At 56.5% G+C, this 15373-nt stretch carries 13 protein-coding genes and 2 pseudogenes; 8 read left to right on the top strand and 7 right to left on the bottom strand.

The window, feature by feature from the left end; all coding sequences use genetic code 11:
• Window positions 1–263: 263 nt before the first annotated feature.
• On the top strand, window positions 264–1100 hold the full coding sequence (locus ERD80_RS09965) for a VENN motif pre-toxin domain-containing protein (protein ID WP_168926264.1): 837 nt from the start codon (window positions 264–266) through the stop codon (window positions 1098–1100).
• A gap of 4 nt (window positions 1101–1104) precedes the next feature.
• On the top strand, window positions 1105–1344 hold the full coding sequence (locus tag ERD80_RS09960; protein WP_058776382.1) for a hypothetical protein: 240 nt from the start codon (window positions 1105–1107) through the stop codon (window positions 1342–1344).
• 41 nt (window positions 1345–1385) lie between these two features.
• Here ERD80_RS09960 and ERD80_RS09955 read toward each other — a convergent pair whose 3' ends face one another.
• Both ERD80_RS09955 and ERD80_RS22855 read right to left on the bottom strand, forming a co-directional pair.
• Window positions 1386–1538, bottom strand: a complete 153-nt coding sequence (locus ERD80_RS09955) for a SymE family type I addiction module toxin (protein WP_072208603.1) — start codon at window positions 1536–1538, stop codon at window positions 1386–1388.
• Between the two features lie 131 nt (window positions 1539–1669).
• Window positions 1670–1771: pseudogene (locus ERD80_RS22855) on the bottom strand (transcriptional regulator); the annotation flags it as partial.
• A 31-nt stretch (window positions 1772–1802) separates the two neighbouring features.
• On the opposite strand from ERD80_RS22855, the pseudogene ERD80_RS09945 reads away from it, so the two are divergent.
• Together ERD80_RS09945 and ERD80_RS09940 are read left to right on the top strand one after the other, a co-directional pair.
• A pseudogene (locus tag ERD80_RS09945) lies at window positions 1803–2873 on the top strand (VENN motif pre-toxin domain-containing protein); the annotation flags it as partial.
• On the top strand, window positions 2860–3117 hold the full coding sequence (locus ERD80_RS09940; RefSeq protein WP_072208602.1) for a hypothetical protein: 258 nt from the start codon (window positions 2860–2862) through the stop codon (window positions 3115–3117). The pseudogene ERD80_RS09945 and the gene ERD80_RS09940, both read left to right, overlap by 14 nt.
• 53 nt (window positions 3118–3170) lie before the next feature.
• Here ERD80_RS09940 and ERD80_RS09935 read toward each other — a convergent pair whose 3' ends face one another.
• A complete protein-coding gene (locus ERD80_RS09935) occupies window positions 3171–3446 on the bottom strand; it encodes a SymE family type I addiction module toxin (RefSeq protein ID WP_136546742.1) in 276 nt (91 codons plus the stop codon).
• Window positions 3447–4053: 607 nt separating this feature from the next.
• Between ERD80_RS09935 and ERD80_RS09930 the strand changes: the two genes are divergently transcribed.
• Window positions 4054–6033 carry an autotransporter domain-containing protein gene (locus ERD80_RS09930; protein WP_136546752.1) on the top strand — a complete coding sequence of 660 codons (1980 nt, stop codon included), beginning with the start codon at window positions 4054–4056 and terminating at the stop codon, window positions 6031–6033.
• Window positions 6034–6374: 341 nt separating this feature from the next.
• The gene (locus tag ERD80_RS09925; RefSeq protein ID WP_136546740.1) at window positions 6375–8234 is read left to right on the top strand and encodes a hypothetical protein; all 1860 of its coding nucleotides are present in this window, start codon (window positions 6375–6377) and stop codon (window positions 8232–8234) included.
• Between the two features lie 40 nt (window positions 8235–8274).
• Here ERD80_RS09925 and ERD80_RS09920 read toward each other — a convergent pair whose 3' ends face one another.
• On the bottom strand, window positions 8275–9567 hold the full coding sequence (locus tag ERD80_RS09920) for a glycoside hydrolase family 10 protein (protein WP_058759123.1): 1293 nt from the start codon (window positions 9565–9567) through the stop codon (window positions 8275–8277).
• A gap of 172 nt (window positions 9568–9739) precedes the next feature.
• Here ERD80_RS09920 and ERD80_RS09915 point away from each other — a divergent pair, with 172 nt between their 5' ends.
• Window positions 9740–10060, top strand: a complete 321-nt coding sequence (locus tag ERD80_RS09915; RefSeq protein WP_058759124.1) for a hypothetical protein — start codon at window positions 9740–9742, stop codon at window positions 10058–10060.
• A gap of 31 nt (window positions 10061–10091) precedes the next feature.
• Here ERD80_RS09915 and gabP read toward each other — a convergent pair whose 3' ends face one another.
• Together gabP and gabT are read right to left on the bottom strand one after the other, a co-directional pair.
• On the bottom strand, window positions 10092–11495 hold the full coding sequence (gabP, locus tag ERD80_RS09910) for a GABA permease (RefSeq protein ID WP_248295850.1): 1404 nt from the start codon (window positions 11493–11495) through the stop codon (window positions 10092–10094).
• Window positions 11496–11593: 98 nt separating this feature from the next.
• A complete protein-coding gene (gene gabT / locus ERD80_RS09905) occupies window positions 11594–12847 on the bottom strand; it encodes a 4-aminobutyrate--2-oxoglutarate transaminase (RefSeq protein ID WP_136546736.1) in 1254 nt (417 codons plus the stop codon).
• A 109-nt stretch (window positions 12848–12956) separates the two neighbouring features.
• Between gabT and ERD80_RS09900 the strand changes: the two genes are divergently transcribed.
• A complete protein-coding gene (locus ERD80_RS09900; RefSeq protein ID WP_211145579.1) occupies window positions 12957–14450 on the top strand; it encodes a PLP-dependent aminotransferase family protein in 1494 nt (497 codons plus the stop codon).
• Window positions 14451–14464: 14 nt separating this feature from the next.
• Here ERD80_RS09900 and ERD80_RS09895 read toward each other — a convergent pair whose 3' ends face one another.
• Window positions 14465–15328 (bottom strand): aldo/keto reductase family oxidoreductase, encoded by an 864-nt coding sequence (locus tag ERD80_RS09895; RefSeq protein ID WP_059011227.1) that lies wholly within the window; start codon window positions 15326–15328, stop codon window positions 14465–14467.
• Window positions 15329–15373: the final 45 nt, after the last annotated feature.

Raw genomic sequence — 15373 nt, 5'->3', positions numbered from 1 at the left:
GCGGGTTAGCGGGTTAGCAGGTTAGCAGGTTAGCGGGTTGGGGTGTTGGCGCACCTCAGCTCCGCGCCGGATATCTACTCTGTTTAACCAATCACATCGTCCAGCATCTCAGCCACAAACTTCTGCCTCGTCATTAGCAGTTGCCTGATCGCATCGATCTGCCTTTCCAGCCGCGGCACCGTGCAGTTGTTAGAATGATAAGATCGCGGGCGGCAGGCAACAGCGCGGCAGCAGGCGCGACCGGTGCGGTCAGCGGAGAGCTGATGGGTCAGTTGATCGTGCATTCGATGTATCCGGGTAAACAGGTCAGTGACCTGCAGGAGTCGGATAAACAGATCATCAGTGCACTGAGTACCCTGGCTGCAGGTCTGGCAGGCGGCGTGACCGGCGGCAGCAGCGCCAGTGCGCTGGCCGGCGCTCAGGCAGGGAAGAATGCGGTGGAGAATAATGCGCTGACTATCCCTGCGCCTCCAGTTCCTGTTCCGGGTGTGCCTGTTGGTCCCGGCGACCAGGTTAAACAGGATGCAGATAAGAAAATAGCTTCAGGTCTTGAAGGTACAATTAAAGATCTGGGTGATGCGCTGGACAAGGCAACGCAGTGCTCCTTCGGACGAGCTTGTTCTTCGGAAAATGGCGAAGAACAGAACCAACCAAATATTGGCAAAGATTTTTCGGATGCTGATAAAGCCGAATTGGGTGGAAAGGGGTCCGGAACGCCTGGCGGTTGGGAGCCACAGGATGAGGAAAATGCGCGAGATAAGGAAAACGGTTCAAATAATAATTTTGACCGTTTCAAGAAAGATGATCTTATTTCGTCTGCGAACGAGCCAATTAACGAACAAGGTTTATCCGCTGCGGCCAGAGCATGGGAAAAATACGCAGGTAGACCTGGTGGTGTTTTTGAACCTTTAAAAGGCAATCCAACACAGAAAAGTAAAGCAGCGAATCAGTTTGTAAATGAAGTGCTGAATAATAAAAGTACTATAAAAACAGAACTTTCCAGAGGTGGCGTGGAATATAGGTTGCCTGATGGCAGAGGTGTGCGTTATAACTCAGATGGCTCATTTTCTGGTTTCTTAGATCCTAAAAAGCCGAGATAAATATATGAACAATGATTTTGAATTAACTTTATTCAGTGATTCTAAATATGAAGAAATTACAGCGGAGATCTCTTACAAAGATCAGATTCTTTGCCAACTAAACAAAGATAAAGGCCCTGACAATATAGAAATAGAGTTTTTCTCAGATGCCAGGATACTTGCTGAACAGAATGCAATGAAATTTAGTCTAAGCAGTTTTTTGCAAATCCTGGCGGAAGCAACGGAAGAACTGAAAATATCTTAATCAGATAAAATCCCGGCCACCGAGCCGGGATTTTTACATTATTAGTCAACCGCCGGGCGGATGATCATCTGTTCCGGCGTGGTTATCACCTCGACCTTCTGCCCGATATCAAATCCCAGCTCGGCCATCCAGTGGCCGCGCAGGGTGATCGATGGTGAAGGCCAGTGCTTCAGGTGATCGCGGATAAATCCCACGGTATAACGTCTTGATTTAGTTGTGGGCGTGTCGGCCTCTGGCTAGTGATGCGTGCCAGCCATAATCAACTCCTCGTTAATTGCTTGCGGTCAGCGGGCTGGGGTATTAGAGCACCTCAGTTCCGCGCCTGTTAGCTGCTCCGTTTACCCATCACGTTATCCAGCATCTCGGAAATAAACTTCTGCTTCGTCATTGGCATCTGTCGGATCTCATCGATCTGCCTTTCCAGCCGAGGCACCCGTTCAGTGGTTCGTGTGATAAGATCGCGGGCAGCAGGAAACAGCGCGGCAGCAGGCGCGACCGGTGCGGTCAGCGGAGAGCTGATGGGTCAGTTGATCATGCATTCGATATATCCGGGTAAACAGGTCAGTGACCTGCAGGAGTCGGATAAGCAGATCATCAGTGCACTGAGTACCCTGGCTGCAGGTCTGGCAGGCGGCGTGACCGGCGGCAGTAGCGCCAGTGCGCTGGCCGGCGCTCAGGCAGGGAAGAATGCGGTTGAGAATAATTTCCTCGGTTCAACATCTTCAGACAAACTCAACAAAGCCATTGAGAAAATTAATAACGGCGATAAAACATTAGCTACTGCTAATGAGCTTATTAAGCTGGAAAATGCTGACAAACGCAGTGATGCGCTGGTTTCTAAATTTACCAAAGACCCTTCTCAGATGAGTGGTACTGAACGTGCTGAACTGGCTGGTTATCTGCGGGTTTATGCATCTGAGATGGAGAAGGAATACGGCCCCGCTGTCTCACAGGAACTGGTTAAAGGTCTGCTGTCCGGGCAGGATTACGTTAAACGTACACCTGATTCTGAAGCCATGTCTAAAGCTCAGAGTATTATGAATACCTGGGGCTATCACAAGTCGAATGCCAGCATAGGCGATGCGCCGTTTATGTTTGGAAGCAGTGTGCTGGGGCTTACGGTGAAAGGTATGGCTGCTAATACAGCAATCGGTGTGGGAGTTAATGCTGGCGTTCAGCTTGCCGGAAAAGATCCGTTCAGTTATGTGGATGTGATTATGGCAGGGGTAACAGCGGCAGCAACGACGGGTAAAGGTATTATAGCTTCAACACCTATCAATATGGGCGGCACAGCAATTGGCAGTAGCATTAAGGGGGAAGAACCAACAAACGCTGTTGCAGGTGCTGGAGCGGGTACTGTTATTGGTGGTCTCGGAGGTGAAGTAATAAAAGGAGCCGCCTCAAAACTAGGAAAAGATGCTATATCTGATTTAACAGGTACAGTTATCGGGGGTTACATCAGTGAGAAAACAGGAAATGCTGTAAAAGATCTTCTCGATAAAAAGGATGATGCGAATGCTAAAAAATAACCTTATTACATTATCTAAGTTGATATTATGCTGCTTGGCTTTGTTTTTAGTTGCTGATACGGCAGTAGTACTTCTTGCATCATTAATTGTATATTTCAAAAAAGATTTTTTTTCATTCAGTTGGCAGGACGTTTTTTCATCCTTTTGTGAATCAGGATATGTTGGAGGCCTTATTTTAGGTGTTGGAATATGGATAAAGGTCACGCTAGAAGAACGTAAGGACCGAAAAAAGCCAGCCAAATAATTCTATAACAAAAATCCTGGCCCTAAAAAAGGCCGGGATTTTTTGCCTGCCAGTCAGAACCGCAGTTCAGTCTCAATCACCAGCCGCTCGCGCTCGACGGTGACGAGAACGGACTGTTCGGTGTTAAAGGCCAGATCTTCGACCCAGCAGCCCTTCAGCATGAGTTGCGACAGCGGGTTGCCCTTCATGCCATTGGGAGTGTAGCCGAGGGTGTAATGCCGTTGGGGTTCGTTTACTGCAGTTGCGCGGGGTTCTGCTTTAGAATCGCATTCAGCCTGCCGTAACGCTTTGGAAATGCTCACTTGTGGCTTAGTATCGTTCTCAGCCATGATTAACTACCTCTTATAGTTGGTTGTGGTTAGCAGGCTGGGGTGTTGGCGCACCTCAGTTCCGCGCCTGTTAGCTACTCCGTTTATCCATCACGTTATCCATCATCTCAGAAATAATCTTCTGCTTCGACATTGGTGTCAGTCGGATCACATCGCTCTGCCTTTCCGGCCGAGGCACCAGTGCAATGGTTCGTGTGATAAGATCGCGGGCGGCAGGAAACAGCGCGGCAGAAAAACCCTTTGTTCGAGGTAAATTCTGTTCCTGGTTCGGGTGCTATTGAAAGCTTTCCAGCAGCCCTGTCGGCGCTGGATTACCAGGCTGCAACAATCGAAATTATTTCGTCTTCAGTTAACGCCGCCGCTTCGTCACTCAAAGCACCGTTCCTCACGCTGCGATTACCAGTCCGCAATCCCTGACGTGCCGATCTACCCCGCAAATTTCCGCTCTCTGCCTGGTAAAGGCGCGCCTGCCTGACTACACCTTAAGCATCCTTGTTATCACTGTCCTTTCCGCTGCTTAAGCGGTTTTCAGCCTGCGCGCCGGCATCCTGACGCGCCGGCACCTTTAGCGGCCAGACATGAGCTCTGGCCTGATTCGGAGTGAATGATGAAGAGTCGCAACCTGGCGCGATCGGCGGTCGCGTTTGCCACATTGAGTTGCCTGTATGTGCCGTTTAGCGCCCTGGCGTGGGATAACCTGACGGTTTTCGGCGATAGCCTGAGCGATGGCGGTAATGTCGGGCGCTTTACTTATGATGGCGCGCAACATCCATTGTATGACGAGATCCTCGCCGCACAGCTCGGGCAAACGCTGCAGCCGTCGTCGCGCGGTGGCAGCAACTATGCACAGGGCGGCGGCGTTACCGTGCCGGCGCTGGATGCCAGCCTCAATACGCAAGACCAGCTGGCTGCTTATCTGCAATCCACCGGCGGCCGCGCAGATAGCAACGGACTGTACATTCACTGGGTGGGCGCTAACGATATCGCGGCGGCGGTGACCAATCCGCTTACCGCGCGCGAGACCATCAGCAACAGCGCCAGCGCGGCGGTGTCGCAAATCAAAACCCTGCTGGATGCCGGTGCGGGGGCGGTAATCGTGCCAAACGTGCCGCAGCTTGGCTCCACGCCTTTCATGGTGCAGGCGGTGCTGAGTGTGCTGGGCCCGGCGGCGCAGTCGGCGATGGTCGCGGCGTTTGCCTCGCTGGACAGCCATGCCACGCCCGACGTGGCTGCGCGCCAGCAGGCGGTGCGCGATGCATTCGATCAGGCTGCCGCACAGGTGTCAACCATCCCGGCGCTGCGTGCCGCGCTGGCGCAGCAGCTGTTTTCGGCCTGGCAGATGCTCAGCGAGCAGGTGACGGCCCTCTCCGATGGCTATAACCAGCAGGAAGAGGCCGGGCTGGTGGCGCTGAATGGCAACATTGTGCGTGCCGACATCGCCGGCCTGTTCAACGAGGTAATTGCCGATCCGCAACGCTATGGCCTGAGCAACACGCTGGGGATGGCCTGTCCGGTTGGCACCTCTGCCGCCGAATGCACCTCGTCAACGCCCGGTTTCAGCAACGCGCAGGCCTATCTGTTTGCCGACCGGCTGCATCCCAGCCCGGCGGTACATGCCATGATCGCCGACTATATTCAATCGATCCTTGACGCACCCGCGCAGGTGGCGGCACTGGCACGGGCGCCGCTGATGCTGTCGCGTGATATGCAGAACACCCTCGACGGCCATTTACAGCAGCAGCGTCAGCAGCCGGCCAGCGCCGGTCAGGTTAGCGTGTTCGGCGGCTATGCCGGTCAGCATATTGATTATCGCGGCGATAGCCTGCTCAACGGTGACGCCAATACCGGCAGCCTGACGCTGGGATTGGGCTATCAGTTCACGGATAACTGGCAGGCGGGTCTGCTGTTGTCCAGCACCGCGCAGCACCAGCATCCGTCGGCGCACTATGACTACAAGCTGCGCGGCAATTTGCTGGCGCTGTATAGCCAGCTGACGCTGCTGGAGCAGGGCTGGATCAACGCGGATGTGCACTATGCCGATCTCGATTTTGACAGCATCGAACGTCGCATCGATATCGGCCCGGCAACGCGCACCGAACAGGGCAGCAGCAGCGGCAAAATGCTCGGGCTGCGGGTGCAAACCGGCTGGGATGTGCCGATAGGCGAACACCTTTCTACCGGTCCGGTTGCCAGCTACGCACTGGATTATGTGCGGGCAGGGGGCTACAGCGAAAACGGCGACAGCAGCACCGCCATGCGCTTTTCCGATCAAACCCTGCATTCGCAAATCGGTGCGCTTGGCTGGCGTATCGACAGCAAACAGTGGCCGGTGAATCCGTGGGCGCAGCTCAGTTATAACCACCAGTTTGGCGATACGCAGAACGCGGTGCGCGCCGGGCTGAAGTCAACGCAGACCGGCTTTGTACGCAGCGTCAGCGCCGGTGATAAAAACTGGCTGGATATGTCGCTGGGGGCCAGCGTGCCGCTGGGTGAAACGGTCAACGCCTTTGCCGGGGTTTCAGCGATCGGCGGCAACAGCGCCTATCATCAGCTGAGCTGGAATATTGGCCTGAACGCGACATTTTGACGGCGACGCGCCAGTCGGAAAGTTTCACTGGCGCGTTATCTCGCGTAAAAAATTAAACTGATGATCGCGGGAAATATTTCGATAATTCAAACCATTCTTCTTCGTAAGTCAAATTAATCAGAACGTTCGTACCGGCGATTACCACAATTATTCTGCGATAAATCTGTAAAACGTATTTTTGTCGCTTCGCTTTCCTACCGGAATCATATCGTTATTCTGTTCCGGCAAATCACCCCGCTGAAAAGCTCCCGTATAAACTGGCACAGGTCAATATATTAATTTTCAATCACTTATACTGCTGATGCTCTGTCGTATTACGTTAATAATTTATGGGGAACACCATGGCGAATACATCTGGCACCACCAGCACTACCACACCATCTGCCACCGGGACGGTGATTCAATTACATACCATTGACGATTTACGTAAACAGGAACCTGTTTCGATTGGCGAAATTGCGTCGGTGCTGGAATACAGCCGTGGCAGTCGGATGGGCGGCGGCGTGTTTGTCTACGATGCCACCGACAACAGCACGCCCGATGACGGCGGGCTGAATTTCGTGACGTCCGGTAAAAAGCGCTGGAAAAGAGTGGTCCTAGATTATAGCGCGGTCACGGTGGTGGATTTTGGCGCGATAGCTGATGGCACCACCGATTGTATTGATGCGGTGATCCGCATGTTTAAATGGTCGCAGCGTGTTTTACCCTCCGCGGGCATTCGCTTTACCGCCGGTGAGTTCAGCCTGTCCGGCTTTGATTTAGCGGAAGTGCTGGGCAGCGACAGAGAGATTAACCGCTTTAAAATTTCCGGCGCGCCAGTCAACTTCGGTTATTTCCCCACCACCACGCTGAAATTTAACTGGGGACCGAAACCGCGCAAAACCCATTTCTTTAGCGTGCGCGCACGCTATGTGGAAATCTCCGGCTTTGTGGTGAAAGGCATGAGTTCTGATAGCGGCGAAGACGGCGGCACGGCGTTTAATAATGTCGGCTTCTTTACCAACAGTATTATCGGTGGCCAGTTTCTGCGCGTCAGCAGTATGGAGTTTCGCTACCTCGGCGGGCGGGCGCTGGAACTAATTGATACGCTGGACTGTAAAATCGACCAGTTTTATTCACGTGGCTGTCAGGGCAGTATTGTCTATGCGCGCTGGTCCGATCGGGAAAAAGGCGCCTGGGATCATTCGACCGCGATTGAACTCTCCAACTTTAATTTGCAGCGCAGCACCAGACAGCCGGTATTCGATCTGCCGCGCTGTACGCAATCGTTTATTCGTAATGGCTGGATCGAGCACTCCGAATTCGCCGGCGATCTCACCAATGGTCAGTGGACCATTGAAGGGCTGGTGATTGAATCGACGCAAAATCCCATGAAAATGGGCTATTGCCGCGCGATGATTATCCAGAAAAGCGTGCACCGCGACAGCGCGGGCTTTGACTTCAGCAAAGAGGGCATTGAGCCCTGGACGCTGCTGGCGGAGGGCGATCGTGGCGTGATGGAGATTTCCGATCTCGGCGCGATCATTCAGGGATCGCTGAGTTATGACTTCACCACCTCGCAGCATCACATGGATAACCGTGGCAAAGACGCGAAATGGTTTTACGTCGGTGAATTTAATTTTTCCGACGCCACCTCACAAATTCACGTGCGCATTGTCGGCAGCGCGCAGTATGTTTCCCAGTCGGAAACGCAAACCGATTACAGCTACCGGACACCGGAAGGCGTGGCGCATATTTATCTGCAGGCGCGCAACGACGATAACACCATTGGCAGCTGGCACAGCGAAGGCTCCTCACCCGTAATTAAGGTGCATATTGAGGGCAAAGGCGCACACACCAAACTGTACGTTAAAATTCCGGCCTATACCGGCTTCTCAATTGCGCTGGTGGAAACCAACGGGCGCGATCGCTATCAGTCCGGTCAGTGTTTTATTTTCCGCAAAAGTTTTACCGCCTGCAGTGCGGAAGAAGCCACGGCACTGGATAACCAGCCGGTCGTCGCCTTTGAGCAGCACTGGGTGGGCAATAAAGATGTCGGCTTTGGTTACAACAATAATAAGGAACTGCTGCTGCGTGGGCCGTTTTTTGAACGGCAGGAGCAGGATGCCGTGGGGAAGTGGATCACCCGCCGTTTTCTGAAAGTCCGCGTGAACGGCGTGCCGCGCAGTATTGAATTACTCGATCCGGATAACCCGCGCTAACGCTTCAGGCCAGCAGTATTCCTCTGCTGGCCTGAATAAATCATTTTCCCCAGCGCTGACGTAAATAATCGACTGCCTGCTGCGTCTGCGGCTGATTAAGATAATCTTCGCGAAACAGAATGGTGCCGTCGATGTGCGGCAGCGATTCATTCAGATCGAGCTGTTTTTTCAGTTCGGGAACGCCGCCCTGAACCGTCCAGTCCGGCTCACTTTTCGAGGCTTCACCCACCTTATACAGCGCCACGCCAATGTACAGCCGGGTGTGGGTTGGCTGTACCACATTGGCCCACCAGCGCGCCAGGACGTCATAGCGCGCAGCCTGGCGGGCAAACGGCCAGTACAACTGCGGCGCGATGTAATCCAGCAGGCCAAGCTGCACCCAGCGGCGCGTGTCTGCATAAGCTTCATCATAAGCCGCCGCACCGCGCGTATCGGAGCCGGCTGCATCGTGCGACAGATTACGCCATACGCCCGCCGGGCTGACGCCGAACTCAACGCCCGGCTTGAGCTGCTTAATCGTGTGGGAAACCTGTTCGATCAGCAGCTGGGTATTGTGCCGCCGCCAGTCGGCTTTGCTGGCAAAGCCCGCGCCGTACTGGCGGAAGGTGGCGCTGTCATTGAGCGGCGATGCCGCGGTTTCGGTGTAGAAATAGTCATCGAACTGAACGCCATCAATGGCGTAGTTTGACACCACTTCCGCCACGATGCTGGTGATCCAGTCGCGCGCCGCCGGAATGCCCGGATCGAGCACGAAGCGGTCGCTGGCGGTGCGGATCCAGTCGCGATGCAGCACAAACACGCTGGCCGGCTGCAGCTGGAGCGTGTTGTTTAACGCCGTCACGGTGGCAGGTTTGGTATTGGTCGACACGCGATAAGGATTAAACCACGCATGCACCTTCATACCGCGTTTGTGCGCCTCGTCGAGGATAAATTGCAGCGGATCGTAACCCGGATCCTGCCCGATGTTGCCGGTCAGGGTATCGGACCATGGCAGGATGCGCGAACGCCACAGCGCGGTGCCATCGGGCTTCACCTGGAAAAACACCGTGTTGATCCCCAGACTATGCAGCTTATCCAGTTTGGCCGTCAGTGCCTGCTGCTGCTGGCGGATACGCAGTGCCGGGCTGGCTGTGACGGAGGATATCGGCGGCCAGTCGAGGCGCGACACCGTGGTGAGCCAGACGCCGCGCACTGGTTCAGTCTGCGCTGTGGGTTTGGCCGGAACAGGAGGTTTAGTCGGCGACGGAAACGGGGTGACCAGCGATTTTGGCGGCTCCGAGGCACAGCTGGCCAGCAACAGCACGGCAGACAGCAGACGGGCGACGCGTTTAATGTGGGTAACAGAGAGGTAACGCGCTGAACAGGCTATGATAAACTCCGTTTCTTGTAGTCCGTTATTCGCAGGCGTTCATTCTCTGATCCTCAGACATAATGTCAAGACATTGGCTAAGATGAATGCCGCCGCGGCGCTGTCGCGCGTCCCGCATCTTACAGGAGTTCTCACTATGCAATACGAAGACCTTTATCGCCGCATTGGCCAGATCATTTTTAGCTGTGGCCCCGACGGCGCGCAGGTGCTGGTGGTGCAGGCGGAGCTGTTTGCCGATGAGGAGGGCGGGCAGTTTCAGTTTAACTACCTTGATGAAAACGGCGAACCGGACTGGTTCGAGCCGGACGCGCGCGCGATTGGCGATCTCAGTGCCGCGCTGAAAGACTTTCAGCAATACTTTATCGAACATGAGATGACTGAAGGGCAGCCGGTGTGGACGCACTGCACCGTGACGATTAACGTGGCGGATGAGTCGATCAGTATTGATGTGCAGTAACGGCGGGCTTCCGTGCCCGTCATGGCGAGCGTTACGAACGCAGCGCTACCATCTCCTCGCTGTTTTTACGCGCCGCGCGCTTGCGGTGCACTATCTGGCTGGCGACCAGCACCAGCAGCGTTAACAGCCCGGTGGCGATAATTTCGGAACGATGCTGCGCATTGAACAGCATTGACGTCAGTACGCCAACGATGAACACCATGGTGGCCCACGTCAGACCCGGGAACAGCCACATGCGATAGCTGAGCTGCTCGCCGCGCGCCTCGCGCTTTTTCCGCAGCACCAGATGCGAAGCGGCAATGACCAGATAAACCAGCAGCGCAATGGCGCCGGAGCTGGCCAGCAGGAACTCAAACACCGCGCTCGGCGCCAGATAGTTGGCGATCACCGCCAGAAATGCTGCGGCGGTAGACATCAGCACTGCGACCCATGGCGTGCCGCTGCGCGTGGTGCGCGAGGCCGGCGCTGGCGCATCCTGACGACGCGACAGGGAATAGAGCATGCGCGACGCGGTGTAAAGCGCAGAATTGAGACAGCTGCATACCGCGATCAGCACCACCACATCGACAATCTGCCGGGCATACGGCACGTTCATCATCTCCATCGCCGTCTGGTAAGATCCGGCTTTCATCAGCGACGGCGTATTCCACGGCACCAGCGCCACCACCAGAAAGATCGACAGCAGATAAAACAGCGCGATACGCCAGATCACCGAGTTGGTGGCGTGGGTGATTTGCTTGCGCGGTTCGTTAGATTCGGCGGCGGCAATGGTGACGATTTCCGTGCCCATGAAAGAGAACATGGTGGTGAGAATGGCGGCGAGCACGGCACTGATACCGTTAGGCATAAAGCCGTGAGTGTCGTACAGATGTGAAATACCCTGCGTGCTGCTGCCGGGCAACAGGCCAAACAGCGCCAGGCTGCCGGCACAAAGAAAGGCGACGATAGCCACCACTTTCAGCAGCGCGAACCAGAACTCAAACTCACCGTAGTTTTTCACGCTGAACAGGTTACTGATGGTCAGGAAGCTGGTGATCGCCAGCGTGTATTCCCACACCGCCACCTGCGGGAACCAGCCGTGCAGAATGGTGCCGGCGGCGTTGGCCTCCAGCGGAATCACCAGTACCCAGAACCACCAGTAAAGCCAGCCGATGGTAAACCCAGCCCAGCGGCCAAGGGATTTGTCGGCGTAGGTGGAGAAGGAGCCGGAGTCAGGTGAGGCGACCGCCATCTCCGCCAGCATGCGCATGATCAGTACCACCAGCGCACCGGCGGCGATGTAGGCCAGCAGCACCGCCGGCCCGGCTTCGGCAATCGCATGGCCGGAACCGACGAACAGCCCGGCGCCAATCACACCGGCAATTGACAGCATGCGCACGTGGCGGGGTTTCAGGCTTTGTGCCAGTACATCGGCATTCTGAGCAGTCATCAATATCTCTCCAGATCGTCTCTCAGGCAGGGCAGACCCCGCCTGTTATGCAGGTGAAACTTGCCTGCACGCGGCAGGCAAGCGATCGGACAATGGGTGGAACGCTAAGGCTGGCTGAGCAGGCTGTCGAGAATATCCAGCGCCTGGCGGAACTGGGTATCCGGAATGGTGAGCGGATAGAGGAAGCGGATCACGTTACCCTGCGGGCCACAGGTCAGCAGCAGCAGACCGCGCGCCATCGCCTGTTGCTGCAGTGCCTGCGCCTGCTGCGCGCTGGCAAACTCCACGGCTACCATTGAGCCCAGCGCACGCACGTCGGTAATCGACGCGTTAGCGCGGCGCGCGCGGTGCAGCAGTTCGCTCAGCGTAGCGCCCAGGTCGCTGGCGCGCTGGCACAGCTGTTCTTCGTCGATGACATCCAGCACCGCATGCGCGGCGGCAATCGACAGCGGATTGCCGGCGTAAGTACCGCCCAGCCCGCCCGGACCGGGCGCATCCATGATGTCAGCGCGACCGCTCACCGCCGACAGCGGCATGCCGCCCGCCAGGCTTTTCGCCATGGTGATAAGATCGGGCTGCACGCTGTAGTGTTCCATGGCGAACAGCTTGCCGGTGCGGGCAAATCCGCTCTGTACCTCATCGGCAATCAGCAGAATGCCGTGCTCATCGGCCAGCGCGCGCAGCTGCGTAAGAAACTCTGCCGGCGCGATGTGGAAACCGCCTTCACCCTGCACCGGTTCCAGTACGATGGCGGCCACATCCTGCGGCGCGATGTCGTGGCTGAACAGATCGTGCAGGCTGGCGATAGCGTCCTCAACGCTGATGCCGGTGACCGCGTTAGGGTAGCGGGCGTGAAACACCGAGGCCGGCATCGGGCCAAAATCGCGCTTGTAAGGTGCCACTTTGCCGGTCATCGCCATGGTCATGAAGGTGCGGCCGTGAAAGGCGTTACCGAAGGTGATGATGCCGTGCCGACGGGTAGCGGCGCGCGCCACTTTAACCGCATTCTCTACCGCTTCAGCGCCGGTGGTGAAAAAGGCGGTTTTGGCTTTACCGGCAATTGGCACCCGCTGATTGATGCGTTCCGCCAGCGCCACATAGCTCTCATACGGCGTTATCTGGAACGCGGTATGGGTGAATTTTGCTAACTGATCGGCAATGGCCTGCACGACGCGCGGATGACGGTGGCCGGTGTTGAGCACCGCGATGCCGCCGGCGAAATCAATCCAGCTATTGCCCTCAACGTCACGTAGCGTGGCGTTTTCGGCCTGATCGACATACCACTGACAAAGATTACCGGTGCCGCGCGGCAGCGCGTCATCTTTGCGTTGTTGCAACTGGCTGTTTTTACCTTCCATAACCTTTCCTTAGCGATAAGCGTCTTTACAAATCACGACAAACACGCTTATTTATGCCTGCACTGAGCGCGGTTGCCAGAGCCAATTTCACTGAGAAGGATGGAGCCAATTGCGGAGTTTGTACGCCGATCATGTATTGGAACGACTACAGTTTGTCGCGGAAGGCACGCTGCAGCAGCGCCTGCTGCACTGCATGCAGGCGGCGATTGTAGAGGGCATTTTCCCGCGCGGCTCACGCCTGCCGGCGACGCGTGATTTAGCGCGCGAGCTGGCGGTGTCGCGTAATACGGTGCTCAACGTCTATGAGAATCTGGTCGCGCAGGGATATGTCAGCGCGCGCACCGGCAGCGGCACCTGGATTGCAGAAAACCTGCCGGAAGGGTGCCTGAACAGCGCGCCGGCGCTGCCGCTTAGTGAACCCCTGATGAGTAAACCGGCGGCGATCTCTAAACGCGGCGCCACGCTGCTCGGTCACGCCAATGCCTCGCCTTATCAGTGGGGCGCGTTTGTGCCCGGCGCGCCGGATGTGCGTGAGTTTCCGCATAAGTTATTTAGCCAGATTCAGTCGCGGCTGAATCGCGAACCTGACATTGAGCGGCTGATTTACAGCAGCAACGGCGGCTGCCCGCAGCTGCGCCAGGCGCTGGCTGAATATCTCAGCGTAGCGCGCTCGGTGCGTGCCGACGCCGATCAAATCATCATTACTGAAGGCATTCATCAGGCGGTGGATCTGGTGACGCGCGTGCTGTGCGACGCGGGCGATCCGGTGTGGATCGAGGAGCCAGGCTACTGGGGCACACGCAACCTGTTACGCATTAACGGACTAAAAATTCAGGCCAAAGCGGTGGATGAACAGGGCATTATCCCGGAGCTGACACCGCGCAGCAAAGCACCGAAGATGATTTTTGTGACACCGTCACACCAGTATCCGCTGGGTGTGCATCTCAGTCTGGAGCGGCGCAGACAGCTGCTCGACCTGGCGCGCAAACACAAAAGCTGGCTGGTGGAAGATGACTATGACAGCGAATTTCGCTTTGCCGGCCAGCCATTTCCGTCGCTGCAGGGCTTTGAGCAAGATGCGCCAGTGATCTACATGGGCACCTTCAGTAAAACGCTCTATCCCGCACTGCGTCTCGGCTATCTGGTGGTGCCGAAAGCGCTGGCGCAGCCGCTGCGCGTGGCGGCGGCCGAACTCTATCGCGGCGGCCATCTGCTGGTGCAGCGCGCGCTGGCGGAATTCATCCAGAAAGGCCACTACATGACGCACATCCGCCGCATGCGCAAACTCTACAGTCAGCGCCGGCGCTTTATGATGACGCTGATTGAACGCTACCTGGGCGCGGCATTCATGCCGGTGGTCAATCATGAAGCCGGGCTGCATCTGGTGCTGAATCTGCCCCCGGGCTGTGATGATGTGGCGATTGCCGCGCTGGCGCTGCGACGCGGCGTGAAGGTGCGGCCGCTGTCGCAATACTATATGCATCCGCAGGAGCGACGCGGTCTGCTGCTCGGTTACGCCTGCGTGGATGAGCGCCAGTGCCAGGATGCGTTTGGTGTGCTCAAAGCCTGCCTGGTGGAAGCGGGCATCGCCGGGCGGGGATAGCCCCGGCGTGTGCCTTACGCCCGGCCAATGCTGTCCAGTTGTGCAATCACCTCCGGGCTAAGCGTCAGCGCCGCGCTGGCCAGATTTTGCTGCAGATGCTGCGGCGAGGAGGTGCCGGGAATCAGCAGAATGTTGTCTGAGCGCTGCAACAGCCAGGCGAGCGCCACCTGCAGCGTACTGGCGTTGAGCGTGCTGGCCACCGCGCTGAGCTGTTCCGACTGCAGTGGCGAAAAACCGCCGAGCGGAAAGAACGGCACGTAGGGAATGCCCTGTGCGGCCAGCTGGTCGATCAGCGCCTCATCCTGACGATTGGCGAGGTTATACAGATTCTGTACGCAGGCAATCGGCGTCATCTGCTGTGCCTGCGCCACCTGACTGGCGGTCACGTTGCTCAGGCCAATGTGCCGAATCAGGCCACGTTGTTGCAACTTAATCATCGCCTCGATTTGCGGCTCCAGCGATCCTTCTGCTGGCCCATGAACGCTCAGCATCGAGCGTAAATTGACTACCTCCAGCACGTCGAGCCCCAGATTGCGCAGGTTGTCTTCAACCGCCTGCGTCAGCTCCTCCGGCGTGCTGGCGGGCAGCCAGCCGCCTTTGGCATCACGTCGGGCACCCACTTTGGTCACCAGCAGCAGATCGCTGGGGTAAGGATAGAGCGCTTTTTTGATTAGCTGATTGGTGATGTGCGGCCCGTAAAAATCACTGGTGTCGATGTGATTCACACCGGCAGCCACGGCATCGCGCAGCACCTGTAGCGCGCGGGCTTCATCTTTCGGCGGGCCAAATACGCCGGGACCGGCCAGCTGCATGGCACCGTAGCCGAGACGGGCAACCTGACGGTCGCCCAGCGTATAAGTAGTTGTAGCCTGTGACATGTAAACCTCCTTCATCGGATAGTGTTTAAATTGTAATCACAACGG

Source organism: Pantoea sp. R102 (genome assembly GCF_004916815.1).
Classification (GTDB): Bacteria; Pseudomonadota; Gammaproteobacteria; order Enterobacterales; family Enterobacteriaceae; genus Pantoea; species Pantoea dispersa.
This window is presented reverse-complemented; position numbering and strand designations above follow the sequence as displayed.

Coding starts and splice junctions, on each gene's coding strand:
- ERD80_RS09930 (WP_136546752.1), top strand. CDS start 4,054: ATGAAGAGTCGCAACCTGGCGCGATCGGCGGTCGCGTTTGCCACATTG.
- ERD80_RS09960 (WP_058776382.1), top strand. CDS start 1,105: ATGAACAATGATTTTGAATTAACTTTATTCAGTGATTCTAAATATGAA.
- ERD80_RS09965 (WP_168926264.1), top strand. CDS start 264: ATGGGTCAGTTGATCGTGCATTCGATGTATCCGGGTAAACAGGTCAGT.
- gabT (WP_136546736.1), bottom strand. CDS start 12,847: ATGGAAGGTAAAAACAGCCAGTTGCAACAACGCAAAGATGACGCGCTG.
- ERD80_RS09940 (WP_072208602.1), top strand. CDS start 2,860: ATGCTAAAAAATAACCTTATTACATTATCTAAGTTGATATTATGCTGC.
- ERD80_RS09925 (WP_136546740.1), top strand. CDS start 6,375: ATGGCGAATACATCTGGCACCACCAGCACTACCACACCATCTGCCACC.
- ERD80_RS09915 (WP_058759124.1), top strand. CDS start 9,740: ATGCAATACGAAGACCTTTATCGCCGCATTGGCCAGATCATTTTTAGC.
- ERD80_RS09895 (WP_059011227.1), bottom strand. CDS start 15,328: ATGTCACAGGCTACAACTACTTATACGCTGGGCGACCGTCAGGTTGCC.
- ERD80_RS09935 (WP_136546742.1), bottom strand. CDS start 3,446: ATGGCTGAGAACGATACTAAGCCACAAGTGAGCATTTCCAAAGCGTTA.